22 protein-coding genes are annotated in these 25,480 nt (G+C 73.3%); 9 read left to right on the forward strand and 13 right to left on the reverse strand.

The genetic code is table 11. The annotated features are described in order from the left end of the window. Nucleotides 1–184 precede the first annotated feature (184 nt). The 4 genes from AC067N_RS18465 to AC067N_RS18480 all read left to right on the forward strand — a co-directional run bounded on the left by AC067N_RS18465 (nt 185) and on the right by AC067N_RS18480 (nt 5,247). Complete coding sequence (locus tag AC067N_RS18465; RefSeq protein WP_478679939.1) at nt 185–1,642, forward strand: acyl-CoA synthetase; 1,458 nt, start codon at nt 185–187, stop codon at nt 1,640–1,642. Further along, a complete protein-coding gene (locus AC067N_RS18470; RefSeq protein WP_478679940.1) occupies nt 1,635–3,059 on the forward strand; it encodes a carboxyl transferase domain-containing protein in 1,425 nt (474 codons plus the stop codon). Before AC067N_RS18465 ends, AC067N_RS18470 begins: the two co-directional genes overlap by 8 nt. A 167-nt stretch (nt 3,060–3,226) precedes the next feature. Next, complete coding sequence (locus tag AC067N_RS18475) at nt 3,227–4,264, forward strand: rod shape-determining protein (protein ID WP_478680119.1); 1,038 nt, start codon at nt 3,227–3,229, stop codon at nt 4,262–4,264. 494 nt (nt 4,265–4,758) lie between these two features. Then, nucleotides 4,759–5,247: a hypothetical protein gene (locus tag AC067N_RS18480; protein ID WP_478679941.1), complete on the forward strand. Its 489-nt coding sequence runs from the start codon at nt 4,759–4,761 to the stop codon at nt 5,245–5,247. Nucleotides 5,248–5,268: 21 nt separating this feature from the next. Here the strand turns inward: AC067N_RS18480 and AC067N_RS18485 are convergent, their stop codons facing one another. Next, nucleotides 5,269–6,183, reverse strand: coding sequence for a DUF4231 domain-containing protein (locus AC067N_RS18485; protein WP_478679942.1), 915 nt, complete (start codon nt 6,181–6,183; stop codon nt 5,269–5,271). Between the two features lie 176 nt (nt 6,184–6,359). Here AC067N_RS18485 and AC067N_RS18490 point away from each other — a divergent pair, with 176 nt between their 5' ends. Beyond that, nucleotides 6,360–7,124, forward strand: a complete 765-nt coding sequence (locus AC067N_RS18490; RefSeq protein WP_478679943.1) for an AAC(3) family N-acetyltransferase — start codon at nt 6,360–6,362, stop codon at nt 7,122–7,124. A 189-nt stretch (nt 7,125–7,313) separates the two neighbouring features. Continuing rightward, complete coding sequence (gene kstD, locus AC067N_RS18495; protein ID WP_478679944.1) at nt 7,314–9,119, forward strand: 3-oxosteroid 1-dehydrogenase; 1,806 nt, start codon at nt 7,314–7,316, stop codon at nt 9,117–9,119. Nucleotides 9,120–9,147: 28 nt separating this feature from the next. Here kstD and AC067N_RS18500 read toward each other — a convergent pair whose 3' ends face one another. Beyond that, nucleotides 9,148–9,600: a GNAT family N-acetyltransferase gene (locus AC067N_RS18500; RefSeq protein ID WP_478679945.1), complete on the reverse strand. Its 453-nt coding sequence runs from the start codon at nt 9,598–9,600 to the stop codon at nt 9,148–9,150. 152 nt (nt 9,601–9,752) lie between these two features. Further along, nucleotides 9,753–11,354 carry an MFS transporter gene (locus AC067N_RS18505; protein ID WP_478679946.1) on the reverse strand — a complete coding sequence of 534 codons (1,602 nt, stop codon included), beginning with the start codon at nt 11,352–11,354 and terminating at the stop codon, nt 9,753–9,755. A gap of 167 nt (nt 11,355–11,521) precedes the next feature. On the opposite strand from AC067N_RS18505, the gene AC067N_RS18510 reads away from it, so the two are divergent. After that, a complete protein-coding gene (locus AC067N_RS18510; protein ID WP_478679947.1) occupies nt 11,522–12,130 on the forward strand; it encodes a helix-turn-helix domain-containing protein in 609 nt (202 codons plus the stop codon). Nucleotides 12,131–12,377: 247 nt separating this feature from the next. Here the strand turns inward: AC067N_RS18510 and AC067N_RS18515 are convergent, their stop codons facing one another. After that, a complete protein-coding gene (locus AC067N_RS18515) occupies nt 12,378–13,265 on the reverse strand; it encodes an aldo/keto reductase family oxidoreductase (protein ID WP_478679948.1) in 888 nt (295 codons plus the stop codon). 93 nt (nt 13,266–13,358) lie between these two features. Between AC067N_RS18515 and AC067N_RS18520 the strand changes: the two genes are divergently transcribed. Continuing rightward, complete coding sequence (locus tag AC067N_RS18520; protein ID WP_478679949.1) at nt 13,359–14,222, forward strand: LysR family transcriptional regulator; 864 nt, start codon at nt 13,359–13,361, stop codon at nt 14,220–14,222. A gap of 106 nt (nt 14,223–14,328) precedes the next feature. On the opposite strand, the gene AC067N_RS18525 is transcribed toward AC067N_RS18520, so the two are convergent. Beyond that, nucleotides 14,329–15,291 (reverse strand): cyclase family protein, encoded by a 963-nt coding sequence (locus tag AC067N_RS18525; protein WP_478679950.1) that lies wholly within the window; start codon nt 15,289–15,291, stop codon nt 14,329–14,331. Nucleotides 15,292–15,361: 70 nt separating this feature from the next. Here AC067N_RS18525 and AC067N_RS18530 point away from each other — a divergent pair, with 70 nt between their 5' ends. Next, on the forward strand, nt 15,362–16,291 hold the full coding sequence (locus AC067N_RS18530; protein ID WP_478679951.1) for a LysR family transcriptional regulator: 930 nt from the start codon (nt 15,362–15,364) through the stop codon (nt 16,289–16,291). On the opposite strand, the gene AC067N_RS18535 is transcribed toward AC067N_RS18530, so the two are convergent. From AC067N_RS18535 to AC067N_RS18570, 8 genes are all read right to left on the reverse strand, one after another. After that, nucleotides 16,223–16,735: a hypothetical protein gene (locus AC067N_RS18535; RefSeq protein WP_478679952.1), complete on the reverse strand. Its 513-nt coding sequence runs from the start codon at nt 16,733–16,735 to the stop codon at nt 16,223–16,225. The two genes, AC067N_RS18530 and AC067N_RS18535, sit on opposite strands and share 69 nt — an antisense overlap. 99 nt (nt 16,736–16,834) lie before the next feature. After that, a complete protein-coding gene (locus AC067N_RS18540) occupies nt 16,835–17,251 on the reverse strand; it encodes a hypothetical protein (RefSeq protein ID WP_478679953.1) in 417 nt (138 codons plus the stop codon). Between the two features lie 430 nt (nt 17,252–17,681). Continuing rightward, on the reverse strand, nt 17,682–18,506 hold the full coding sequence (locus AC067N_RS18545) for an ABC transporter ATP-binding protein (protein ID WP_478679954.1): 825 nt from the start codon (nt 18,504–18,506) through the stop codon (nt 17,682–17,684). Beyond that, a complete protein-coding gene (locus AC067N_RS18550) occupies nt 18,506–20,317 on the reverse strand; it encodes a dipeptide/oligopeptide/nickel ABC transporter permease/ATP-binding protein (RefSeq protein WP_478679955.1) in 1,812 nt (603 codons plus the stop codon). Before AC067N_RS18550 ends, AC067N_RS18545 begins: the two co-directional genes overlap by 1 nt. After that, nucleotides 20,307–21,338 carry an ABC transporter permease gene (locus AC067N_RS18555; RefSeq protein ID WP_478679956.1) on the reverse strand — a complete coding sequence of 344 codons (1,032 nt, stop codon included), beginning with the start codon at nt 21,336–21,338 and terminating at the stop codon, nt 20,307–20,309. The genes AC067N_RS18550 and AC067N_RS18555 overlap by 11 nt, the downstream gene beginning before the upstream one ends. Further along, entirely contained in the window at nt 21,335–22,762 is a 1,428-nt protein-coding gene (locus tag AC067N_RS18560) for an amidase (protein WP_478679957.1), read from the reverse strand. Before AC067N_RS18560 ends, AC067N_RS18555 begins: the two co-directional genes overlap by 4 nt. A 123-nt stretch (nt 22,763–22,885) precedes the next feature. Then, nucleotides 22,886–24,466 (reverse strand): ABC transporter substrate-binding protein, encoded by a 1,581-nt coding sequence (locus AC067N_RS18565; protein WP_478679958.1) that lies wholly within the window; start codon nt 24,464–24,466, stop codon nt 22,886–22,888. Between the two features lie 265 nt (nt 24,467–24,731). Beyond that, nucleotides 24,732–25,415, reverse strand: coding sequence for a TetR/AcrR family transcriptional regulator (locus AC067N_RS18570; RefSeq protein ID WP_478679959.1), 684 nt, complete (start codon nt 25,413–25,415; stop codon nt 24,732–24,734). Nucleotides 25,416–25,480 lie beyond the last annotated feature (65 nt).

Consider the following 25,480-nt stretch of genomic DNA (forward strand, 5'->3'; position numbering starts at 1 on the left):
GGCCCTGGCCCCGCGGTGGTGATCCGTGGTGGTGTACGAGGTCCGGGAGGCCCCGGCGGGTACTGGGCGTACCGGGATGCGGGTAGGGCACCACCGACCAGCCCGGCCACCACCACCGACCAGCCCGGCCGCCCCCCGGCCGACCGGCCCCCGCCCCCTCGGCACCGACCAAGGAGTACGACGCGTGTCCCCCCTCTTCCCGGACCTCACCGGCACGACCCCGTCCGAGCGCCCCGCCCTTCGCTTCGGCGACCGTTCCCTGACGTACGCCGGGCTCGCCGCCGCGGCCGGCGCCCTCGCCCCCCGTCTGCGTGACGCCGGCCGCGTGGCCGTGTGGGCGACCCCGACGCTGGAGACGGCGGTCGGTGTCGTCGCCGCGCTCCTCGCCGGGACCGCCGCCGTACCGCTCAACCCGAAGTCGGGCGACGGCGAGCTGGGGCACATCGTCAAGGACAGCGCCCCCGCCCTGATCCTGACCGCACCGGGCACCGAACTCCCCGCCGCCCTGCGCGGCTTGGCACGCGTGGAGATCGACGTCGCCCCGGGCCCCGGAGCCCCGTACGCCTTCGAGGACGTCCCGGACACCGCCCCCGCCCTCGTCGTCTACACCTCCGGCACCACCGGCCCGCCCAAGGGCGCCGTCATCCCCCGCCGTGCCGTGGCGGCCACCCTGGACGCCCTGGCCGACGCCTGGCGGTGGACCGGCGACGACGTACTGGTCCACGCCCTGCCCCTGTTCCATGTGCACGGCCTGATCCTCGGCATCCTGGGCCCGCTGCGCCGCGGCGGCTCGGTCCGCCATCTGGGCCGGTTCGGCACCGAGGGCGTGGCCCGGGAGCTGAACTCGGGCGCGACCATGCTGTTCGGCGTGCCGACGATGTACCACCGCATCGCCGAGGCCCTGCCCGACGACCCGGAACTGGCGAAGGCCCTCGCCGGGGCCCGTCTCCTCGTGTCCGGCTCGGCCGCGCTGCCCGTGCACGACCACGAGCGGATCGCGGCGGCGACCGGTCGCCGGGTGATCGAGCGGTACGGCATGACGGAGACCCTGATGAACACCAGCGTCCGCGCCGACGGCGAACCGCGCGCCGGGACGGTCGGAGTCCCGCTGCCCGGCGTGGAGTTGCGGCTGGTGGAGGAGGACGGCACACCCCTCACCGGGTACGACGGGGAGTCGGTCGGCGAGATCCAGGTCCGCGGTCCGAACCTCTTCACCGAGTACCTCAACCGCCCCGAGGCGACCACCGCCGCGTTCACCGCGGACGGCTGGTTCCGTACCGGTGACATGGCGGTCCGCGACCCCGACGGCTACGTCCGCATCGTCGGCCGCAAGGCCACCGACCTCATCAAGAGCGGCGGCTACAAGATCGGCGCGGGCGAGATCGAGAACGCGCTCCTCGAACACCCGGCGGTGAAGGAGGCCGCGGTCACCGGTGAACCCGACCCCGACCTGGGCGAACGCGTGGTCGCCTGGATCGTCCCCGCGGACCCCGGCGCCCGCCCGGCACCGGAGGAGCTGGCCGCGCACGTGGCCGCCCGGCTGGCTCCCCACAAGCGGCCCCGAACCGTCCACTACCTGGGTTCCCTCCCCCGCAACGACATGGGGAAGATCATGAAGCGGGCGCTGAAGACGGATGACTGACCACCGCTTCTCGGCCCGTGAGGCCATCGCCTTCCTCACCGACGACCTCACCCGCCTGCCCACCCCGCCGAAGGAGTACGCCCCCGACGGCCCCCTCGCCTGGCAGGGCTACGACGCGGCCCGCGCCCGCGCCGCCGAGCGCACCGGCGAGGAGGAGTCGGTGGTGTGCGGTGTGGCGACGATCCGCCCGCCGGCACTCCCGGAACACCCCGCCCCCGACCCGGCCGGCACCGCCCGCCCGCTCCGGGCCGTCCTGATCGCCTTCGAGTTCGGCTTCCTCGGCGGCTCCCTCGGCGAACGCACCGGCGACCGGCTGGAGTCGGCGTACACCTACGCCCGCGAGCACCGTCTGCCGGTCGTCTCCCTGGTGGCGACCGGCGGCAGCCGTATGCAGGAGGGCATGCTCGCGCTCACCCAACTCCAGAGAGTGGCGCGCCAGTCGGCGCTCACCCGGGAGGCGGGCCTCCCGCAGATCGCGGTGCTCCGCGACCCCACGACGGGCGGCGGCTGGGCCACCCTGGGCGCCGGTGCCGATGTGATCCTGGCCCTCCCCGCCGCCCAGATCGGCTTCGCCGGCTCCCGGGTCCGCCCGCCCGACGCGGACCCCGCCGCCTACACGGCCGAGTCCCAGCTGGCGGCGGGCTCGGTGGACGCGGTCGTGTGCCCCGCGGACCTCCGCGAAACCCTCGCCCGCTGGCTCAGCCTCCTGACCGCCCCGTCGACGGCCCCGGCCCCGCCCCCACCCCATCTGCCGATGCCGCCCCCGCTCCCGGCCGCGAGCCCTCCGCGGCCCCTCCCGAGCACCGGCTGGGAAGCCGTGGAACGCGCCCGCTCCCCCCACCGCCCCCGTGCCGACGCCTACCTGGACGCCTACTTCACGCACCGCGCGAGCATCAGCGGTGACCGCGCCGGCGGCACCGACCCCGGCATGCTGTGCGGCTTCGGGGAGCACGAGGGCCGGACGATCGCCTACGCGGCCCAGCGCGGCACCGCCACCCGCCCGGCCGGCTACCGCACCGCAGCCCGCCTGATCCGCCTGGCCGGCCGGCTCGGCATCCCCGTGCTGACCCTGATCGACACTCCCGGCGCCGCGAACGACGCCGAGGCGGAACGTCAGGGCGCCGGCGCCGCCATCGCCGACCTGTTCACGGCCGTCGCCACCGCCCGCACCCCCGTCACCAGCGTCGTCATCGGCGAGGGCGGATCGGGCGGCGCCCTGGCGCTCGCCGCTCCCGGCAACACCTGGGCCACTCCCGACAGCTACTTCTCGGTGATCGCCCCCGAGTCGGCCGCGGCAATCCTCAAACGCCCGGAGAGCCGGATCAGGACCACGGCCGACGAACTGCGCATCCGTCCGCAGGATCTGGTGGACCTGGGGGTGGTACGGGCTATCACAGACCCGGCGCCCGGCGGGTGACCGAGGTGCCCCGGCGTCACAGGACCACCCGTCCGGCCGCACCCCGGCCGGCCCACCCCAACAGGCGTCCGGCCCGCAGTCCCCGCACGATGCAAGGGAACCAGGGAACCGCCGCCCGGCGGCCCGCACAGCCCGTGCTCTCGGGAGGACCCGCCGCCATGACGACCATGACCGCCAGTCTGGAGCAGCTGCGCCGCTGCCACTTCGCCGTCGATCTGGGGGCGGCGCGCACCCGCGTGTACGTGAAGGGCGCGGGCCTGGTGGTGGACCAGCCGAGCGTGGCCGCCGTGAACACGAGAACGGGCGCGCTGATCGCGGTCGGCGAGTTCGCGGAGCGGATGACGGGCCGTACGCCCCACTACATCCGGGTCGCACGGCCCGTCTCCGGCGGCACGGTGGTGGACATCGACATGGCCCAGCGGATGCTGCGCCAGCTGCTCGGTGACAAGGTCCGCCGCACGCTGCGCCGCAAGCCCGTCCTCCGGGCGGCGGCCTGCGCACCGCACGACGCGGACCCCCTCGCGCAGCGCGCCACGATCGAGACGCTGGTGGGCCTGGGTGCCCGCCGGGTGGAGCTGGTGGACACGCTGATCGCGGCGGCGGTCGGCTGCGGTCTGCCCGTGGAGCAGCCCGAGGCGACGATGATCATGGTCTGTGGCGCGGCGGCCACCCAGCTCGCGGTGCTGTCCCTGGGATCGGTGGTGAACGCCGTTCGTATCCCGGTCGGCGGCGAGGCCATCGACCAGGCGATCGTGCAGCACCTGCGGCTGCGGCACGAGCTGACCCTGCCCAGCCAGTCGGTACGGCCGCTCCAGCTGGCCCTCTCCGGCAACGGCCTCACCCCGCACGGTCCCGCCTCCACCGAGATCCACGGTCTGGACGTGGCGACCGGTCTGGCCCGTTCCGTCCAGGTGGACACGGCGGCGGTGCGGGACGCCATCCAGACCCCCCTGACGGCCGTCGTCGACGGCATCGGCAAGGTGCTGCGCGACTGCCCGCCCGATCTGGTGGCCGACCTCGCCGACCGCGGCATCATGATGGTCGGCGGCAGCGCCCTGCTCCCCGGTTTCGACCAGATGCTCCGGCAGGCGACGAACATGCCGGTCACCATCGCCGAACGCCCCGACGTCTGCGCGGCACTCGGCGTCGGCGCGATGCTGGAGGGGCGTCTCCAACCCCTGTCCCTGGACCCGGTGAGCGACTGAGCCTCCGCGCGGCGCGGGGCGTGTTTCGGCAGGGCCGCGAGCGTGTGTGCCGGACACCGCGGGGCAGGAGGGGCTCAGAGCTCCGAACAGAAGTGGAGCCCGGCTCGCGACGCCTGGCACGCACGCTCGCCGCCTTTGCCGAAGGCCCCTGGTAGCCCCGCTGCAAGGAGCTTCCGGCTCCTTGCGATCGCACGCACCAGACGCCGCGAGCCGATCGGACTCCACTCTTGTTCGGAGCTCTTGGTCACCCGCCCTACGGCGTTCCCGGGGCGCGGCGGCGGTCTCCGGAGCACGCGGGGGTGGTGGCACCGGACCGGTCACCCGGCCGTCGCCGTCGTGCGCCCGCGCCGCCCCACCGGACACCTGGATGCGTCGTTCTCCGCGAGGTCCCGCGCCGCTAGGGTGTGTGTCGAAAGTCCCGCGGCGCCGGCGAGGCTTTCGACACACGCCCCAGGGTTGTCCGGACGACCGCGGCCACGGAGGTGAGCGCACGGATGCCAGGGCCCGTGACCCGGATCGGTATCACCGGACACCGGCAGATCCCGGACATCGCCCTGTCCGCCGTACGGTGCGGCATCCGGACGGAGCTGCGGAGCCGTCCGGCGGTCCGGGCCCTCAGCAGCCTCGCCGCCGGGGCCGACCAGTTGTTCGCGGAGATCGCCCTGGACTGCGGTGTCCCGCTGACGGCCGTGATCCCCGGCATGGACTACGAGACCCACCTCGGCGGCGACGAGGTGCGGGCGGCGTACCGGCGGCTGCTCAAGTCATGTGCCGAGCAGGTGGAGTTGCCGTACGAGCGTACGCACGAGGAGGCGTACTACGCGGCCGGCCGCTACATCGTCGACCACGCGGACCGCATGGTGGCGGTGTGGGACGGCGCGCCTGCCCGTGGCCTCGGCGGCACGGCCGACATCGTCGCCTACGCGCGACGGACGGGTGTCCCGGTGACGGTGCTCTGGAGCCCGGGGGTGCGCCGCGCCTGACGCCCGGCGGCTCGGCCCTCCTCAGGACCCGAACCGCACCAGCCAGTCCGTGTGCTGGGGCGAGACCAGCCGCTCCGCCTCGGCGACGGCGTCGGCCCAGCCGTCCTCCGTGACCGTGGTGCCCATGGCGACGCGGTGGGTGTCCAGGTCCTGTTCGACCAGCTTGTGGGCGTAGGTGAGCGGGCGGTGCCGGCGGACCTCCTGCCAGGCCACACCGGCCGCGGCGGCGGCGCTGAGCACACCGGTCGGGTCCCAGCGGCTGCCGATCGCCCCGACGGCGCGCAGCACGGCGGTGAGCAGGGCCAGCGCGGTCAGCGTGGTGGTGACGCCCGACCAGCGCACGGAGGCCTGGTGGGTCTGCCCGGCCTTGCCGCCGTACCAGGCCAGCTGTTCCAGCACACGGTCCCGGAGGTAGATGTCCCGCCGCGCGGCGAACCGCTTGGCGCGCACCATCCGCATCCTCGGGGTGATCTGCCCGAGGCCGAGTTCGGCGGAACTCTCCCGGGGGTCCTCCCACCCGACCTTCCGCAGCTCGCTCAGCCGCTCCTCCAGCCGCTCGGCGAACAGCGCCTCGGGGCTGACGAGCCGTGAGTGGAAGGGACCTCCGTGCACCATGTACTGCCAGGCCAGCGACTTGATCACCTCGGCGGCGGCCCGGTGCGCCTGCCAGTGCGCGCGGGCCCGGCGCCGGGAGGCGTGGATACCGAGCACGATGGTCGCGGCGTACAGCACGGCCGCGACCGCCGACGGTATCCGGCTGCCCATCCGCTCGGCGAGCGAGGCGGTCGCCGTGGCGAGCAGCAGCGCGAACAGCTGGGTCCGCACGATCCGTAACGACTCCCCCTGATGGACCTGCGCCAGCTTGTCGCACACATGGAACAAAGGGGGCAGATCACGATCACTCACCGTGGTGCTCGGGCCGGGCGCGGCAGCCATGGAGACCTCACACGGAAGCAGGGAGCCAACGGGACGGTCATGCTCTCGTCAATCATGGGAATGCGCCACCCCGCCTCCCTGACACCGTGCCCGGCGTGGCACGGCGGCACTCGGCGTACACTGCGCGGAGTGAGCGACCCCGCGATCCAGCGACTGGTACGACCCGGCGGTGCCGCATGAGGGACGTCACGGAACTTCCTTACGCGCTGCGCGAGTTGGGGGTCAGGCCCGGCGGTGTGCTGATGGTGCACTCGTCGCTGAGCGGCACCGGCTGGAGCCCGGCCGAGGTACGGGACGCCCTGCGAGCGGTGCTCGGTCCCGGCGGCACCCTGGTCGTGCCCGCCTTCACCCCCGAGAACTCCGACACCTCGCCCGCCTACCGCCGCCTCACCGCAGGGATGACCGACGGGGAGAGGGCCGGGTTCCGGGCGACGATGCCGCCGTTCGAGCCGAGCACCACCCCCTGCCCGGCGATGGGGGCCCTGGCCGAGTGCGTACGCACCACACCGGGCGCGGTCCGCAGCGCCCATCCGCAGACCTCCTTCGCCGCCCTGGGCGCACGGGCCGAGGAACTGCTCGCCGGCCACGATCCGCACTGCCACCTCGGAGAGCGGTCACCCATGGCCTCGCTGTACGCGGCCGACGCCCACGTCCTGCTCCTGCGCGTCGGCTTCGAGGTGTGCACCGCGTTCCACCTCGCCGAGTACCGGATGACACCGCCGCCCCCGACCCGGACCTACCGGTGCGTGGTGAAGGACAGGGGAAACTGGATCGAGTACGAGGATCTCTCCCTCGACGACGGCGACTTCGGGGACATCGGGGCGCTCCTGCCGCATGACCTGTTCACCGAGCGGGAGTTCGCGGGCAAACCGACGTACCTGCTCGGGATGCGCGACGCCGTCGACACGGGACTGCGACTGATGTCGGGACACCGCTCCTGATCGACATGCGGCGAAAGCCGGTACCAGGCCGCGCACAGACGCGAGTTGAGTGAACGTCAGCAACGGCCTTGACTTCACCACTCCGGCACGCCAGATTCGAGGCTCCGCACCACACCCGGGGCACGGCTTCCCGCCGTCCCGGGGAACAGCAAGGCCCTCCCACACCCTGACCAGGCTGGAGCGACCTGCATGCCCAGGAGCGCGGACCCCGACAGACGTACGACCGTACCCACCGCCCCCTCGCGGCGGCGGGTGCTCGGTGCCGCCGCCGGGGCGGGTGCCGTGGTGGCGGCCGGGGGGCTCGGCGCCACGGCCGTCGCGGCGGAACCGGCTGCCGCCCCTCCCCTGCTCGGCACCTACGACGTCGTCGTGATCGGTTCCGGCGCCGCCGGGATGACCGCCGCGCTGACGGCGGCCAGGAAGGGGCTGAGCTGTGTCGTCGTGGAGAAGGCGCCGACCTTCGGGGGTTCGGCGGCCCGCTCCGGCGCGGGGATCTGGCTGCCCAACAACAGCGTCATCAAGGCCGCCGGGGTACCGGACACCCCGGCGAAGGCCGCCCGGTACCTCGCGGCCGTGGTCGGCGACGACGTCCCGGCCGACCGGCAGAAGGCGTTCCTGGACCACGGCCCCGCCATGCTCTCCTTCGTCATGGCGAACAGCCCGCTCAGGTTCCGCTGGATGGAGGGGTACAGCGACTACTACCCGGAGCTGCCCGGCGGTCTGCCGAACGGCCGCTCCATCGAGCCCGACCAGCTCGACGGGAACGTGCTGGGCGCCGAACTCGCCCGTCTGAACCCGCCCTACCTGGCCACTCCGGCCGGCATGGTCGTCTTCAGCGCCGACTACAAGTGGCTCGCCCTGGCCGCCGTGAGCGCCAAGGGGGCCGCCGTCGCCACCGAGTGCCTCGCACGGGGCACCAAGGCCGCGCTGCTCGGGCAGAAGCCGCTCACCATGGGCCAGGCCCTGGCGGGCGGACTGCGCGCCGGGCTCCTCTCCGCCGGCGTACCGGTGTGGCTCGACACGCCTCTGACCGACCTGCACATGGAGAACGGGGCGGTCACCGGGGCCGTCGTCACCCGCGACGGCGCCCCCGGGCTGCTGCGCGCCCGGCGCGGGGTCATCGTCGGCTCCGGCGGCTTCGAGCACAACGCGGCCATGCGTGAGCAGTACCAGGAGCAGCCCGTCGCCCACTGGTCCGTGGGCGCCAGGGAGAACACCGGCGACGGCATCCGCGCCGGGCAGCGCGCGGGCGCCGACGTGGCGCTGATGGACGACGCATGGTGGGGGCCGGCCATCGCCACGCCGGGGCAGCCGTGGTTCTGCCTCGCCGAACGCACCCTTCCCGGCGGCCTGTTGGTCAACGCGGCGGGCGCCAGGTTCGTCAACGAGGCCGGTCCGTACAGCGATGTCGTCCACACGATGTACGAGCGCGACACCCCGTCCGCCCGGCACATCCCGTGCTGGCTGATCGTCGACCAGAACTACCGCAACCGGTACCTGTTCAAGGACATCGTGCCGACGTTCCCGTTCCCCGAGGAGTGGTACGACGCGGGGGCCGTCCACAAGGCGTGGTCGCTGGACGCGCTCGCCTCCGCGACCGGCGTCCCCGCGGCCGCCCTGCGCGCCACCGTCGACCGGTTCAACACCCTGGCCCGGCAGGGCGACGACACCGACTTCGGGCGCGGCGACAGCGCCTACGACCACTACTACACGGACCCGTCGGTGCGGCCCAACTCCTGTCTGGCGCCGCTGTGGCTGCCGCCGTTCTACGCCCTGCGCATCGTCCCGGGCGACCTCGGCACCAAGGGCGGTCTCCTCACCGACGCCCGCGCCCGGGTACTGCGCCCCGACGGCTCGGTGATCCGCGGCCTGTACGCGGCGGGCAACGCCAGCGCCGCGGTGATGGGCCGCAGTTACGCGGGGGCGGGCTCGACGATCGGTCCCGCGATGACCTTCGGCTACGTGGCGGCGCTGGACCTCGCGGGCGCCCTGTGACCCGGCGGCGGCCGGGTCGCGGCCCTCGCTACCCGGCCAGCCGCAGATCGATCCAGACGGCCGTGTCGCCGTCCAGCCGATAGCGCTCGATCTCCACGAACCCGTGCTTCCCGGCGAACCGGAGGCCGTCCTCGTTCGACTCCAGTACGCAGGTCTCGATCACCCGCGCCCCCAGCTCCCGCGCCCGCCGCAGCGCCCGCTCGTACAGCCGCCCGCCGAGCCCGCGTCCCCGGTGCCCGGCGAGCACCCGGGCGATGACCATGGCCGCGGCGTCGTCCCCGGCGGGCGGGCGGACCGTGGAGTTGCCCACCAACACGCCGCCCTCATAGGCCAGTTCGAGGTGGTTGCGGGCGGCGCGCTCGCGGACGTCGTCCAGGGTGAGGAGGTGCGCCGGGATGATCGTGTTGTGGACGTACCGCCAGGCTTCGAGCTGCTCGTCGCCTGCGGCACCGTCCACGCGCTGGATGTCGAGGGCGGTCACCGGCTCAGCCTAGACACTCCCTCCGGCCCGCATCCACCGGGTAGGCAGGCGCGGCCCCATCCGCCGTGGGCTTCGGGCCGCGCCCCCTCTGATGGTCAGGGTGCCGGTCGGCCGTCGGCACGCTCTCACCTCTCGACGGCAGTTCAGCAGGGTCACCGGGAGGACAGGGCCTCGACGACTTCCCCTTCGGTTCCGGCTGCGGGGACGGCGTTCCTCGGGCCGCGGACGAGGATGTAGAGGAACAGGCCGCCCATGACCACCACGCCTGCCCACATGGCCTGCTGCCAGCCGTCGACGAAGGACTGCCGCGCGGCCTGCACGAGTTCCTGCGCGTGGGGGCCCGCACCGCCCGCCGCCTCGACGGCGTTCGCGACACCTTCGCGTGCGGTGTCCGCGGCGTCCCGGGGAACACCGTCGAGCTTGCCGTCGATGGCGCTGCGGTATCCGGCGGACAGCAGTGCGCCGAGCAGGGCGACACCCAGGGCGGTGCCGAACTCACGGGTGACGTCGTTGAGGGCGGAGGCGACGCCCTGCCTCTCGCGCGGCAGGGAACTGGTGATGGCCTCGGTGGACGGGGTCATGGACAGGCCCATGCCGATGCCCATGGCGAGCATGCCGGGCAGGATCGACCGGTATCCGCCGTCGACGGAGACGATGAGGGCCATCAGTGCCAGGCCGGCACCGGCCAGCGCGATCCCCATGGCCATGGTGGAGCGGGAGCCGATCCGCGCGGACAGTCGGGGGGCCAGCCCCGAGGTCGCCATCATCGCCGCGGCCATGGGCATCAGCGCGAGCGTGGACAGCAGGCCCGACCAGCCCAGGACGGCCTGGAAGAACGGGAAGAGGACGACGAAGATGCCCGCCTGGACACCGAAGAGGGTCAGCAGCGTGATCGATCCGCCGGCCAGGCCGCGCTCGCGGAACAGGCGAACGTCCAGCAGAGAGGCGTCCCGGCGGCGCAGCTCCCAGACCACGAAGAAGACAGCGGCGAGGAGACCGACGGCGAGGCCGATCAGGGTGGCGGGGGCACTCCAGCCGTGCTCGGGGCCTTCCTGGAGGACGAAGATGAGGCCGACGACGGTCACGGCGGAGGTCAGAGCGCCGACGGTGTCGAAGGAGTGGCCCGAGTGCTCGCGGGAGTCGGGCACCGAGCGCACAGCCATGGCGAGTGCGACGACGACCAGGGCGACGGGCAGGACGAACAGGTAGCGCCAGTTGGCGACGTCCACGAGTGCGGCGGAGAGGAACATGCCCAGGATGCCGCCGCCTCCGGCGACGCCGGTCCACACGCCGATGGCCCTGCCGCGCTCTTCCTCCGGGAAGGTGGACGTGATCACGGCGAGGGTGATGGGCATGATCATCGCCGCGCCGATGCCGCTGAGCAGGCGCGCGCCGAGCATCACCTCAGCCGACGGGGCGAGCCCGGCCACCGCTCCGGCGACGCCGAAGACGATCAGGCCGGCGATCAGCATGGGCTTGCGACCCAGCCGGTCACCCACGGCGCCGAGCGGCAGCAGCAGGGCGGCCAGGGTGAGCGTGTAGATGTTGATGATCCACAGGATGGTGGTCTGCGAGGCGCCGAACTCGACGGCCAGGTCGGGCTGTGCGACGTTCAGTCCGGACACCGAGGCGATGACCGCCATCAATGCGACACAGACGGCGATCAGGATGGTGCGCAGCTGGCGCGCATCCGGCGTACCGCCGGCGTGGGCGGCGCCGTCGGCTGCCGCTGGTGCGGGCTGGATCGTACTCATGGATTCCTCTCACGGAGACACGCGGGGGCAACAGCGGACCCATGTCCGGGCGCCGGGATCGGGCTGGAGGTCGGTGGTCGCACGCCGGCCGGTGTCAGGCGGTGGCGGCGTGGTCCCCTGCACAGGACGCTAACCCCGCCTTGCGGAGAAGGCATACGATGTTGCCTATGACGCAAGGTGATGGCGAGCTGGACAGCCTCGTACGCAAACGCATCCGTGCTCTGCGGGTGGCGCAGGGCTGGTCCCTGGAGGAACTGGCCGACCGCGCCAGGTTCAGTCAGTCGACGCTCTCCCGCATCGAGAACGGCCAACGACGTCTCGCACTGGACCAGTTGGTCGCCCTGGCCCGCGCTCTGGACACCTCTCTGGACCAGTTGGTGGAGACCGCCTCCGACGACATCGTCATCAGCCCCATGATCGACGGTACGCACGGGCTGATGCGCTGGCCCGTCAAGGGCGACCCCGGTATGAGCGTCGTGCGCCAGCGGATGACCGAACCGCCCCCCGACAGTCCCTCACGCATGCGCGCCCACCCGGGCCGTGAGTGGCTGGTGGTCCTGTCCGGCACCGCGGTCCTCCTGCTCGGCAACCGGCGCTTCCGCGTCGAGACGAACCAGGCCGCCGAGTTCCCCACGATGCTGCCGCACGCCATCGGCGCGGAGGGCGGCCCCTGCGAGATCCTGGGCATCTTCGACCGCGACGCCCGCCGCGGCCACCAGCGCGACAACCGGCGCGCCGACAGCGGCAACCCCGCATCAGACGGCTCCTCCACATGACCGGCCGCCCGCCGAGGGGTGGCGTCTCGCGCGTCCGCCACCCCGCACGGCCCTCGCCGCCGGGCGGGCGCCCGGCGGCAGCGCGTCGCTGAGCACTCGACCAGGTGGTCGGCATGCGGCGGACGACGGCACCACCGCGCAGCGGAAAGGGTGAACAGGCCCTTTGGTCACCACCGACGAGGCCCGCACCACACGGCGGTTTCCCGGGGTCGCCGCCCCTTCGTCCTGCTTGGGGCCGGGCTGCGTCCTACTGGTGGCCGATCTCGTCCAACTCTGCGAGGTCCTCGTCGGAGAGCGAGAGCCCTGCGCCGACGACGTTCTCGCGCAGGTGCGCCACCGACGAGGTGCCGGCGATGAGCAGGATGTTCGGCGACCGCCGCAGCAGCCAGGCCAGGGCGACCGACATCGGCGTCGCGTCCAGCCGGGTGGCCACGGCCGAAAGCGCCGTGGACTGCAGCGGGGAGAAGCCGCCGAGCGGGAAGAAGGGCACGTAGGCGATGCCCTTGTCGGCGAGGTCGTCGATCAGCTCGTCATCCTGACGGTGAGCGAGGTTGTACATGTTCTGCACGCAGACGATCGGCGCGATCGTCTGCGCCTCGGCGACCTGTTCCGGCGTCGCGTTACTCACTCCGAGGTGCCTGATCAGGCCCTGCTGCTGGAGTTCGACGAGGGTCTCGAAGGGCTCGGCGAGCGAGCCCGGCCGGGGACCCTGAGCGTTGCCGAGCCGGAGATTGACCACGTCGAGCGAAGCGAGGCCGAGGTCCTCGAGGTTCTCGTGGACGGCGCGGCGCAGGTCCTCGGGCTGCCGGGCCGGGGGCCAGCCGCCCTGCCGATCGCGGACCGCACCGACCTTGGTCACGATGTGCAGCGATTCGGAATAGGGGTGCAGCGCTTCACGGATCAGCCGGTTGGTGACACGCGGGCCGTATGCGCCGGCGGTGTCGACATGGGTGATGCCGAGGCCGACGGCCTCGCGCAGGACGGCGAGCGCGCCGTCGCGGTCGGCGGGCGGGCCCATGACCCCCGGGCCGGCGAGCTGCATGGCGCCGTAGCCGAAGCGGGTGACGGTCAGATCGCCCATGGTCCAGGTGCCGCCGGGCAGCGACGTGGAAGGTGCGTTGATGGTTTCGCTCATGCGGTCGATGCTCGCTCGCGGACGAGCGGTGCATCCAATACCGATGCAGTGCGCTGTCATACCCGGTAGGTATCACCGAAGTACGCTGTGAGCATGGAGATCTTGGAGACCCGTGAGCTGAGGTACTTCATGGCCGTCGCCGAGGAACTGCACTTCGGTCGCGCCGCCGAGCGCCTGGGCATGGCCCAGCCACCGCTGTCCCGGGCGATCCAGCAGCTCGAGCGGCGCCTCGGCGTCTGCCTGCTGGTACGCAACCGCCGCGGCGTCTGTCTGACCGAGGCCGGAGAGATGCTGCTGCACGAGGGCCGCGCAGCCCTCGACGCGACCGCCGCTGCCGCTCGCCGCACCCGTCGCGCCGGTGGCGCCGACAGTCCGGGCGGCCCCCGCAATCGCCTGGTGCTCGCGGTGAAGGCCGGCGCGTCTCACGAGCTGCTGCACAAGCTCCTCGACGCCTACGCGGCCGAGCCCGACGCCGCCGAGATCGAGGTGCTGCCCAGCGGCACGTGCGAGCAGGAGGGGATGCTGCGCGACGGCCGCGCTGACGTGGCGCTCATGCACGCCCCGTTCAACTCCCTTGCCGGGTTCGACAGCGAGGAACTGATGACGGAGGGACAGATCGCCGTCCTGCCCGCCGGGCACCCCCTCGCCGCGCACAGGACCCTGACCCTGGCCGACGTCGGCGACATCCCCGACCTTCCGCTCGCCCGCTGGCCCCGCCACGGCACGTACCCACCCGGCCCGGGCCCGGAGATCCACGACCTGACACAGCTGGCCCAGCTGATCGCCCTCGGACGTACCGTGGCCGTCTTCCCCGACTCGGCCCGCGCCTGGCTGTGGGCCGAGCACACCGCCGTCCCGCTGACCGACGCGCCCCCCGTCGTCACCCACATCGCCTGGCCGGCACACAGCCGCTCCCTCGCCCTCGCCGGGCTGATCCGCACGGCCACAAGGCTTTGACCCACCCTCACACCCCGCGCCCCCCTCGCCTTCCACCGCCGCGACGCACCGCCTGACCGCGCCGGCCCGCACGCCCCACCGTCCACGGGCACCGCCGGGACTCCGGTCAGTGCGCCTCGCCCGCCTCGTCCAGGAGCGCGTACGCCCGTACGGGGAACGTGCCCATCCCCTCGACGGACGGGGGCGCCGCGTGGAAGCGGAAGCCCTGTGGGGGCAGTTGCTCCAGGCCGCGGAGGTGCTCCACGACGGGGATGCCCGCGGCGAGGAGACCGGTGTGGGCGGGGCGGGTGCCGTCGTCGGTGTCGTCGATGTTGAGGGAGTCGATGCCGACCAGGGCCACCCGCTGTTCGACCAGCCATGCCACGGCGTCCGCCGTCAGGTAGGGGTGGCCGTGGCCGTACCGCTCGGTGCCGAAGTGCCGGTCCCACCCGGTGTGGATCAGCACGGCCCGCCCCGTGACGTCGTACGGCAGCAGCGCCGCCCGGTCCACGGCCCGGCGTCCGGCGTCGTGGACGCGGACGACGACGCCGTCGAGGTCGGCGAAGGTGCCGATCGGGAGCCCGGCGAGGTCGTGTCCGCCGCTGAACCGGTGGAAGGGGCTGTCCAGGTAGGTTCCGGTGTTGGAGACCATCGCGATACGGCCGATGGCGAACTCGGTTCCGGGCGCGTAGTGCTCGCGGGACGCGTCCCGCGTGAGGTGCTCGCCGATCTCGGGGCCGGGCAGTCCGGGGTAGGTGGTCATCCCGTGCCGGATGGTGTGGCTGAGGTCGACGATCCGGCGGCCGCCCGCCTCGCGTGCGCCATCCACCCCGGACGCGGTTCGCCGGCCCTCGCCGCTCGTGCCGCGCGACCCCTTGTGCGGCTCCCGCACCGTCTCCCGGCCGCTGATGTGCACCTTGTCCACCATGAGCAGTCCGAGGTGCCGGACGAACAGCTCGGCCAGCTCCCCGTCACCGGTCTCCGGCCCCGGCACGTCCAGCATGAAGCCCTGCGTCTGCAGTCCGCCGCCGTTGCCGAAGGTCACCTCGGCGTCGAACCGGACCCGCCACTGCTCGCCCATCTCGTTCATGGCCCGATCATCCATGCAGTCACACTTCACCACAAGCAAGGATTACTGAAGCAGAGCTACAGTGCCGCTTATGGAACTCGACCCGCGCCGACTGCGCGTCCTGCGCGCCGTGGCCCTGCGCGGCGGAGTGGTGGACGCCGCGAAGGTGCTGCATCTGACGCCGTCGGCCGTCTCGCAGCATCTCGCTCAGCTGGAGCGGGAGGTGGGCCGTCCGCTGGTGGACCGCTCGCGCCGCCGGGCCGGGCTGACCCCGGCGGGACGGCTGTTGGCGGCGCGCGCCGAACGCATCGAGCAGGAGCTCGCCGAGGCGCGCCGCGAACTCGCCGAACTGACCGGCCGCGCGACCGGCCCGGTGGCGGTCGCCGCGTTCTCCTCGGCGGTGTGCCACCTCGTGGTACCGGCCCTCGCCGCCCTCGCCCGCACCCACCCGGGTCTGGAACCCCGGGTCATCGAGGCGGAGGGCCCCGAGGCCCTGCGGGAGCTGCGGACCGGTGGCCTGGACGTGCTGGTCGTCGAGTACGACGGCGCGGATCCCGATCCCGACGAGCAGTGGCGCGACCTGGCGTCCACGCCCGTCGCGGACGACGAGTACCGGGTGATCACCCCGGCGGACTGGTCGCCGCCGCCCCGCTCGGTGCGCGACCTCGCCGAGCGCCCCTGGGTGGCGGCCCCGCCCGACACCGCGTGCGGCCGTGCCCTGGAGCGCATCTCCGCCCAGTACGGCTTCACCCCGCGCCGCGCCCATGTCGGCCGGGAGTTCCCGACCGTCCTCTCGCTGGTGCGGGCGGGCCTCGGCGCCGCCGTCGTCCCGACGCTGGCCCTGGCCGGGGCTCCCGCCGAGACGATCGCGCTTCCGTCGGCCCCCGTCGCGGGCCACCGCCGTATCTCCGCGGTCCACCGGGCGTCCCGCTCGGGCCCGGAACCCCTGGTCTCAGCGGTGAGGGACGCCCTGCGGAAGGCGGCGGTGGACCTGGGGCTGACGCCCGCCCGGGCCGGCTGACCCAACGGGGCCGAGCCGCGCCCACGGCAGCCGGGCCCCGCCCCGCCGCCCGGCCGCGGGCGGGCCGGGGGAACGAGGCCGGGGGAACGAGGCCGGGGGAACGAGGCCGGGGGAACGAGGCCGGGCGGCCGGCTCACGCCCACCGCCGGTCTCCTCGGGCAGGATGGCGGGGTCGACGCCGGTGAAGCGCACACCCGGCGGCGGCGAGGCGATCACCAGCAGCACGGCCGTGGCGGCGAGGGCGAACACGGCGGGGCGGCGCATCACGGTCCGCGCCACGCGGTACCAGCGCCCCTCGGTGGCCCGCGCGGCACCGGAGTCGCGCTGCCGGCGGCGCGGGGCGAGGGAGTTGACCCGCCGGCCCGGCAGGGCGAGCGGCGGGGGCAGTCCGAGGAGGGCGGACAGGGCCGCGGACACCACGGTGATGACGCCGGCCGGTCCCATGGACCGCAGGTTGGGCTGCGGGAACGCGATCAACGTGGCGAGGCCCGCGGCCCCGGGAGACGGGCTGCGGGCCTGCGGCCTGGGGCGGCGTTCGCCGGTTCAGCGCTGCCGGCCGTCCGGTGCCCGCAGGCCGAAGCCCAGGGCACGGGCGAACGCGATGGAGGTGAGCCAGCTCATTCCGAAGGTGAAGGGGGCCGCGATGTCCTCGGGTGCGTCCCCGAGGAACGAGAAGACGACCATGATCGCGAACGGGATCGGGGCACGGTTCAGCAGGTTGTGCAGCGGTACGGCCCGGGGAGCCGGCTGACCCGGCTCGTGGGCCCGGCCCAGCCCGGCGAGCCGGGGAAGGAAGGGCAGGGCGGCGCCGAGGGCGGCCCCCGGGATCACCCAGCCCATGTGCTTGAGCACCTCGAAGACGTCCCAGAGCAGCAGGAAGGCCGCCAGCGCGCCCCAGGCGACACGCAGCGGTAAGGGGGTGGAACTCCTCGTGGCGCCGGTGGACTCGGTCATCACCATGTCTTTCTCCTCGGTGTCGAGGCGTACGGCCGGATCGGCCGTGGGGACCGGCCCGGCCGTACGTCACGAGCGATCGGACAACGCAGTATGCGGCGGGTCGCCGGCGCGCCGCTGAAGCCGCAGGTGGCGGGCGGATCCTGCCCGCTCGCGCACCCGGCCACGCGTCCGCCGGCCCGTCACCGCCCGCCGGCCCGGTCCTGGCCGGCGTCGGCACGGTCACCGCCTCGCGGGTGGTCCGCAGGGTTCACTCCTCCGTAGTGGTGCGGGACGTGCAGCCGGTGATCCGTCCGGCGCCGGCCGGGGTGGGGGCGGAGCAGGCAGCCCCCGCGGCGCCGCACGGCCCGCCGCACGGCACGGCCCGCCGCACGGCACGGCCCGCCGCACGGCGCGTGCCGGTCGGCGGGCCGGAAGCCGCGCGCGTCCGGTCGGCTCACATCAGGGCGGGCTCGTCGTCGAGGCTGAACCTCGGGTCGCCCGGGACGGACGCGAGGAGGCGGGCGGTGTACGGATGCTCCGGCGCGGCGAAGGTCTCCGCGGTCGGGCCGAGTTCGACGAGGTCCCCGTGCAGCAGGACCGCGACCGAGTCGCTCACATGCCGGACGACGGCCAGGTCGTGGGAGATGAACAGCATCGTCAGCGAGAGCCGGTGGCGCAGATCGGCGAGCAGGTTGAGGATCTCGGCCTGGGTCGTCAGGTCGAGGGCCGAGGTGATCTCGTCGGCGATGACGAACCGGGGACGCGGTGCGAGGGCCCGTGCGATCGCCAGCCGCTGCCGCTGACCACCGGAGAACTCGTGCGGGTAGCGGTCCATGCCGTCCGGGTCGAGGCTCACCTGGCCGAGGAGTTCCGCGATCCTGGCCCGAGCCGGTTTGACCTTGGCCCGGATCGGGTCGAGAGCCTCGGCGAGCGACTGCGCGACGGTGCGCCGCGGGTCGAACGAGGAGTACGGGTCCTGCGGGATCATCTGGACCGTCGCGGCTCCCGCCCGACCGCGCGAGGCGCGCAGCGGGGCGCCGTCCACGAGGATGCGACCGCTCGACGGGCGGTGGACGCCGACGAGGGTCCGCGCGAGCGTCGTCTTGCCCGACCCGGACTCCCCGACGAGTGCGAGGGTGCTGCCCCGGGGGATGTCGAACGAGACCCCCTTGAGCACCTTGCGGGCCGCGACGCCGTGGCCGAGCTCGACCGAAAGATCCTCGACACGCAGCAGCGGGTCGGGCGTCCGCGGGTCCGGTGCGGTGGCTGTGGCGGACATCAGCGGCTCCCTTCGGCGGCCGGAGGCCGGTCCGCGGCTTGGTCGGAAAGGTCGCCCGACGGCCCCCCTACCGGCTGCGCCGACGGCGCGTCGGCGGTCCACCGGACCGCGCTGAGGGTTCCACCGGCCTCGACCGCGGCGGGCGTCGCCGCGAGCAGCGCGCGGGTGTAGGGGTGGGTGACCGTGCCCCGGCGCAGGTCCGCGCCCGTGGTCCGGTCGACGACCCGGCCGCCGTGGAGCACCAGGACGGTGTCGCAGAGCACGCCGACCACACCGATGTCGTGCGAGATGAACAGCATCGCCGTACCGTGCTCGCGGTTGATGCGCCGGAACTGCCGCAGCACCTCCGCCTGGACGGTGACGTCGAGTGCCGTCGTCGGCTCGTCGGCGATGAGCAGCCGCGGGTTCGTCGTCATCGCGGAGGCGATCGACGCGCGCTGGAGCATGCCGCCGCTGAGCTCGTGCGGGTGCTGGCGCAGCCGCCGCTCCGGCTCGGTGACATGGATGTCGGACAGGGCGCGGACCATGTCCCGCGCGGCCTGCCGCCGGGGCGTGCCCTGGTGCACCCTGGCCACCTCGGTGAGCTGGGTGCCGAGCCTCAGGGCGGGGTTGAACGTGCCGATCGGGTCCTGGTAGACGATGCCGATCTCGGTCGCGAGGCGCCGCTCCGGCGGTGTGCCGAGCAGGTCGAGGTCGCCGAGGGCGAGGCGCGACGCGTTCGCCCGCACCCCCTCGGGGAGCAGGCCCGCGACCGCCATGGCGATGGTGGACTTGCCCGAGCCCGACTCCCCGACGAGGCCGACGATCCGGCCGGCCCCGATGGTGAACGACACGTCGTCGACGAGTGTCCGGTCACCGGCCCGCACGGTCAGCCCGGCGACGGTCAGCAGACCGTCCGGCTCCGCGGCGGCCGCCGCCCCCGCATCGCCCGGCTCCGTGCCGGCCGCCGCGTCCGCCGTCCCGGTCGGCGCGGGCGCCGTGCCGCGGGTCCGCGGGTCGACGAGCGAGGCCACGCCGTCGCCGAGGAGCATGGCGCCCACACCCGTGACGATGAGCATGATCGACGGTGCGAGGACGACCGACGGCTGGGCGAAGATCGACGGCAGCGCCTCGTTGAGCAGCCGGCCCCAGTCGTACTGCGGGCTCTGCACACCGAGGCCGACGAACGACAGACTGCTGATGTCGAGCAGGGACAGCGTGAAGCTCGAACTGAGGAGCACCAGCAGCGGCCCGCTGATGTTCGGCAGGACGTGCCGGCCCAGGATGCGCGGGCCGGGAACGCCGAGCAGGCGCGCGGTGAGCACGTAGTCCTTGTCCGCGACGGTCGCGGCGAGATTCGCCGTCAGCCGCGCGAACCCGGGGACACCGGCGACGGCGATCGCGACGATCGCGGACACCGTGCCCGGCCCGAGCACCGCCGCGATGACGAGGGCGAGCACGAGCGAGGGGAAGGCCACCGCCGAGTCGATGAGCCGCAGACAGGTCTCGCGCAGCCACCCGGGTGCCAGGTGGACGAGCGCGCCGATCGCGACGCCGACGACGAACGAGACGGCGGTGGCGGCGGCGGCCATGAGCAGGGTGAGCCGGGTCGCGACGAGCGCCCGGGCGAGGACGTCACGGCCGAAGGCGTCGGTGCCGAGGAGATGTTCGGCACCGGGCCCCAGCCGGGCGTCGTCGGTGAGGGTCTCGGCGGAGCCGCTCAGCAGCGGCGGGGCCACGAGGGCGACGACGAGGAGCAGCCCGAGGATCAGGGCACCGGCCGTCAGCGACGGGTTCCGGCGCCATCGGCGTGCGGTCGGTTCAGTGGCCACGACGACCTCCCTCGAGAGTGCGGGGGTCGACGATGCCGAGGACGACGTCGACGAGGAGGTTGACGAGCAGGGCGAGCATGCCGACGACGAGGATGATGCCCTGGATCACCGGATAGTCCTTGTAGATGATCGCCTGGACGACCTCGGTGCCGAGCCCGGGGTAGGTGAAGACGTTCTCCAGGATGATCGTCCCGCCGAGCAGGGAGGTGAGGACGAGACCGCTCAGGGTGAGCACACTGGTCACGAGGTTGGGCAGCGCGTGGCGCAGGTGGAGCCGCACGGATCCCAGGCGGTGGCCGCGGGCGGTCCTCATGTAGTCCTGGGCGAGCACCGAGGCCGTCTCCTGCCGGACGACCCGGGCGATGGCGAAGGCAGGTCCGATGCAGAGCGCGGCGATCGGCAGGACGAGCGCGCTCGGTGTGGTGGCGCCGCCGGACGGCAGCAGCCCGAGGCTGATCGAGAACAGCACGATGAGCAGGGTCGCGACGACGTAGACCGGCGCCGACGCGAGGAGCCCGGCGACCGTGCCGAATCCGACGCCGAGCCGGCGGCGGCGTCCGTCACGGGTGAGGACACCGACGGCCATGCCCAGCGGGACGGCGATGAGCAGGGAGAGCAGGACGGCCGGGATGACGAGCTGGACGGTGTACGGCAGCCGGGTCGCGACGATGTCCGAGACGGGAGTGTCGAACCGGAACGAGGTGCCGAGCCGTCCGGACGCGATGTCGCCGAGGTAGTGGACGAAGCGGGTCGCCGGCGGCTCGTCGAGGCCCAGCCGTTCGCGTATCGCCGCGAGCGTGGCCGGGGACGAGTTGGTGCCGGCGATCGCGCGGGCCGGATCCCCCGGCAGCAGGGGCACGATGAGGAACGTCACGAGGACGAGCAGCAGCATGGACATCAGCAGGCCGCCCGCCCGGCGGACGGCGAACCCGGCCCAGCCGCCGCCCAGCCGCAGCCGGGGTACGCGCCGGACGGGTGCGGCAGGCAGCGGTCCGGTCGGGACCGCTGACCCGGCACTCACAGCGCCCCCGCGAGTGCCGCGTCGTCCGGGTGCCGCTCGTGCCAGCGGAACAGCGGTTCGAGCTGGGCCGACAGACGCAGCAGCGTCGCCTCGTCGTAGGGCGCACCGACGAGTTGCGCACCGACGGGCAGTCCGTCCGGGGTCGTGTGGACGGGCAGCGAGATGGCGGGCAGCCCGGCGATGTTGACGAACGCGGTGAACGAGACCATCCGGGTCTCGGTGGCCCGCGGTCCGTCCGGGTCGGAGTTCGCCTCGTCGTACACGGGGCCGACCGGTGGCGCCACGACCGCCGTGGTCGGGGTGAGGAGAACGTCGAACTCCCGGCCCCACTGCGCGACCACATCACGCGACTCGGCCTGCAGGAGCGCCGCCGTCCGGGCGTAGTCGCCCGCGGTGACCTCGAGGGCGGTTTCCCGGCGGCGCCGGATGTAGGGGTCCACCGCTTCGGGATCGTCGAGCTCGATGGCGTAGGTGGAGGCACTGATGATCGTCCAGGTGAAGCCCATGATCGCCTCGTACGAGAACATCTTCGGGCGGGCCTCGACGACGTCGTGTCCCAGGTCGCGCAGTGCCTGTGCGGCCGTCAGCGCTGCCTTGCGGCACTCCTCGTCGACCGGCAGCCCGGTCGGCGCGTCGAGGAGGAGGCCGATCCGCAGCCGTCCGGGGTCGGCGCCGACCTCCTCGATGTACGGGCGCTCCGGTTCGGGCGCGCTGTACCAGGAGAGCCGGTCGGCACGGCCCATGACGTCGAGCATGAGGGCCGTGTCGCGCACCGTGCGGGTGATCGCGCCTTCGGTGGTCGAGTGTTCCCAGGCCCGGACGAACGAGGGCACGCGTCCCCGGCTCGGCTTGAGGCCGACGAGGCCGGTGACGGACGCCGGTACCCGGATCGATCCGCCGCCGTCGCCGGCGTGCGCCACCGGGGCGAGCCCGGCCGCGACGGCCGCCGACGCGCCGCCGCTCGACCCGCCGGAGGTGTGCGCCGGGTTCCACGGGTTGCGCGTCTTGCCGTGCCGGGCGTTCTCGGAGACGGTCAGGGCGCCGAACTCCGGCGAGTTCGTACGGCCGAGGGGGATCGCCCCGGCGTCGAGGAGGAGCTGGACGTCGGGGTCCGTGAGCGTCTGCGGGGTGTCGCGGATCGCCAGCGAGGACATCGTGTTGGGCTGTCCCGCGACGGAGCTGAGGTCCTTGATGGGGACGGGGACGCCGTGCAGCGGGCCGAGCGGCTCGCCGCTCAGCACCGCCCGTTCGGCCCGGACGGCCGCCGCGCGCACGGCGTCGGCGTCGAGCCAGACGACGGCGTTGACGGCGGGGTTGATCCGCTCGATGCGGTCGAGGTAGGTCTCGGCCACCTCCACCGGGCTGACCTCTTTCGTGCGGATGAGGTCGGCGATCTGCTGGGCGGTGCTGAAAGGGTCGATCACCAGGAGGCTCCTGTCGGAAGACGCGGGGGGTATCGGTGGGGGCGCCGGGACGGCGGGGGGCTTCCGTGTGCCGGACGGCCGGCCCGGCACGCGGGGTCAGCGCCGCGTGCGGCGGCCTGTCCGTCAGCCGGTGATGCGCAGGATGGGGTCGTCGAGGGAGCCGCCGAGCATCTGTGCGCTGAATCCCTCGCGCAGTGCGTAGATGAACGGGTCGTTGACCAGCGGCACGGCGTCGACCTGCGAGATCAGGGCCTTGGCGGCCTTCTGGTAGGCGGCGCAGCGGGCCTTGTCGGTCGTCGCCTCGGCGCCCTGGGCGAAGGCCTTGTCGACCACGGGGTTCTTCACCGCGCCGAGGTTGCCGCCGCCTTCGGGGACGGTCGGGCCCACGAAGTGGGCGAGCGGGTTGGCGAGGCTGCCGAGGAAGTTGAGGTCGGCGAAGACCGTGAGGTCCCAGGCGTCGGGCTTGCCGAACACGGTCCCGACCCAGGCCCCGACGTCGACGTTGGCGAGGGTGACGTCCGCGCCCGCGGCCCGCAGCGCTTCCTGGATGTACTGGTTGCCGGCGCCGGCCGGGCCGACGACCTGGGGGCCGACGAGACGGATCTTCTTGCCCTTGAGCACGTCGGCCGCCGCGGCCTTGTCCTTGCGGACGAGGAAGGAGGAGCCGGGGTCGTTGCAGGGGATGCCCTTCTGCACGAACATCGTCGACGGCTCACCCGTGTCCTTCGAGACGACCTTGGTGAAGGCGGCGCGGTCGACGGCCTGGGCGACGGCCCGGCGGGTGGCGACGTCCGCGAAGACCGTGCCGGGCCGTTCGTTGAAGAGCAGGTAGAAGTCGGAGAACCGGCTGATGCTCACGCTGTGGCCGCCTACGCCGTCGAAGCGCGGGATGCCCGAGGCATCGATCTTGCCGATGTCGAGCTGGCCGCTCGTCACGAGGTTGCCCGTCGCGGTCGGGTCGGGTGAGACCAGGTACTCCAGCTTCGCGGCGACCTTGCCGGGGATCTTCGTACGCCAGGCCGGCCATGCCTTGTAATCCGGGCGGAGCGTGTAGGAGTACGAGACGCCGGCCTGGGACTTCTCCAGAAGGTACGGGCCGGACTGGGAGCCCTTGGCCGTGCCGGCGGCAAGTGCCTTGAGGTCCTTGAGTCCCGCCGGGCAGACGATGCCCGTGCTCGCGACCGACAGGCCGGTGACCATGTCGCCCCACGGCCTGGCGAGCGTGATCTTCACGGTTCGCGCCGCGTCGTCGGCGGTCACTTTCACCTTGTTGCCGGGGCCGAAGACCGTGGGGAGATCGGGCGCCGCCGTCTTGGGGTCGGCGTACCGGTCGAGGGACGCCTTGACGATCGTCGGCGTGATCGGCGTCCCGTCGGCGCAGGTCGCGCCGGAACGCAGGGTGAAGGTGGCCGAGGTCGGCGTGTTCTTCCACTGGGTGGCGAGCCCGCCCACGAGCCCGCCGTCGTCCTTGCGCACGAGGGTGTCGTAGCTGTTCCGGGCGAGCTGGTAGTCGGGCAGGGACAGCGCCTTGGCCGGGTCGAAGCCGGCCGGCACGTCGATCGTCGTCCGGATCCTCGTCGTCTTGGCGGCGTCGCCGCCGGCCGGGTCCGCGGACGTCGATCCGGTGGTCGTGCAGCCGGCGAGGACGGCCGTCACGGCGACGGCCGCGGTCACGGGGACCACGCGGGTACGGGTCTGGCGCATGGGTGCTCCTGGAGAGGGATGTCGCGCTCTGCGCAGGTCGCACGGGATCGGGCGGGACGAGCGCGAGCAGTTCGGGGTGGAGGCGGTGCGCGCGGCGCTCGGTGGGCGCCGCTCGGGAGCGGACCGCGGAGCACTCGGTGTGGAGAGGATGCAGCCGAGTGAACGGCGTAGTCAATAGCGTTAACTATCTTTGCGCGTGCCTTTTCCGGCGCCTGTTCCGGCCGCGGAAACGCTGCGGGGTGGGTGCCCCTGAGACTGACGCGTGTCAGTCGCGCGGGAGTGTCGCCGCCTCGGCCTCGAGGGCCGCGAGGAGAGTGTCGACCTGCCGGTGGAAGACGTCGGTCATGTCGATGCTGCGCAGGTGGTCCTTCGCCGCCTCGGCGTAGGGGTACGCGTCAGGGTCCGCCGGCTGGTACTCCTGCACCCAGTTCACCTCGGCGCCGAACCGCTGGTTGACGAGTCGCCAGGCGTTGTTGCTCGCGACGGCGAGGAGGAAGGTCGAGAACGCCTGGTAGTGCAGGACGGCCGCCCGGCCGCGCCAGCCGCCGCGGTGGAACGCCTCCAGGCAGGCGTCGACGGCACGCAGCTCGTTCACGCCCCGGGTGACTCTCCCCATGCAGAGCGCGGCGGCGGCCGGGTGGTCCAGCGCGGTGACCCAGGCACGGACCGCCAGGTCCCGCAGCGACTCGGTCCATGACTCGTGCGGCTCGTACCCCTCCAGGGAGATCCTGTCGAGCTCGTCCGCGACGGCGATCATGATGTGGTCGCGACTCGCGAAGTACCGGTAGACCGCGGTCGCGGAGGAGGACAGCTCCTTGCCGAGCCGCTGGAAGGTCAGCGCGTCCGGGCCGTCCTCGTCGAGGATCCGCAGCGCGGTCGCCACGATGAGCCCCTGGGAGAGAGTCCCCCGCTGGAGCCGCTTCGTCGACCGGCCACCGGCAGCTGCCACGCGAACGCCTCCCTCGGACGGACGGCGAGCACACGCTGCCGCAGCCTTCGCCTCCTTGTCGGCGA

This window comes from Streptomyces sp. NPDC042364, assembly GCF_056437585.1.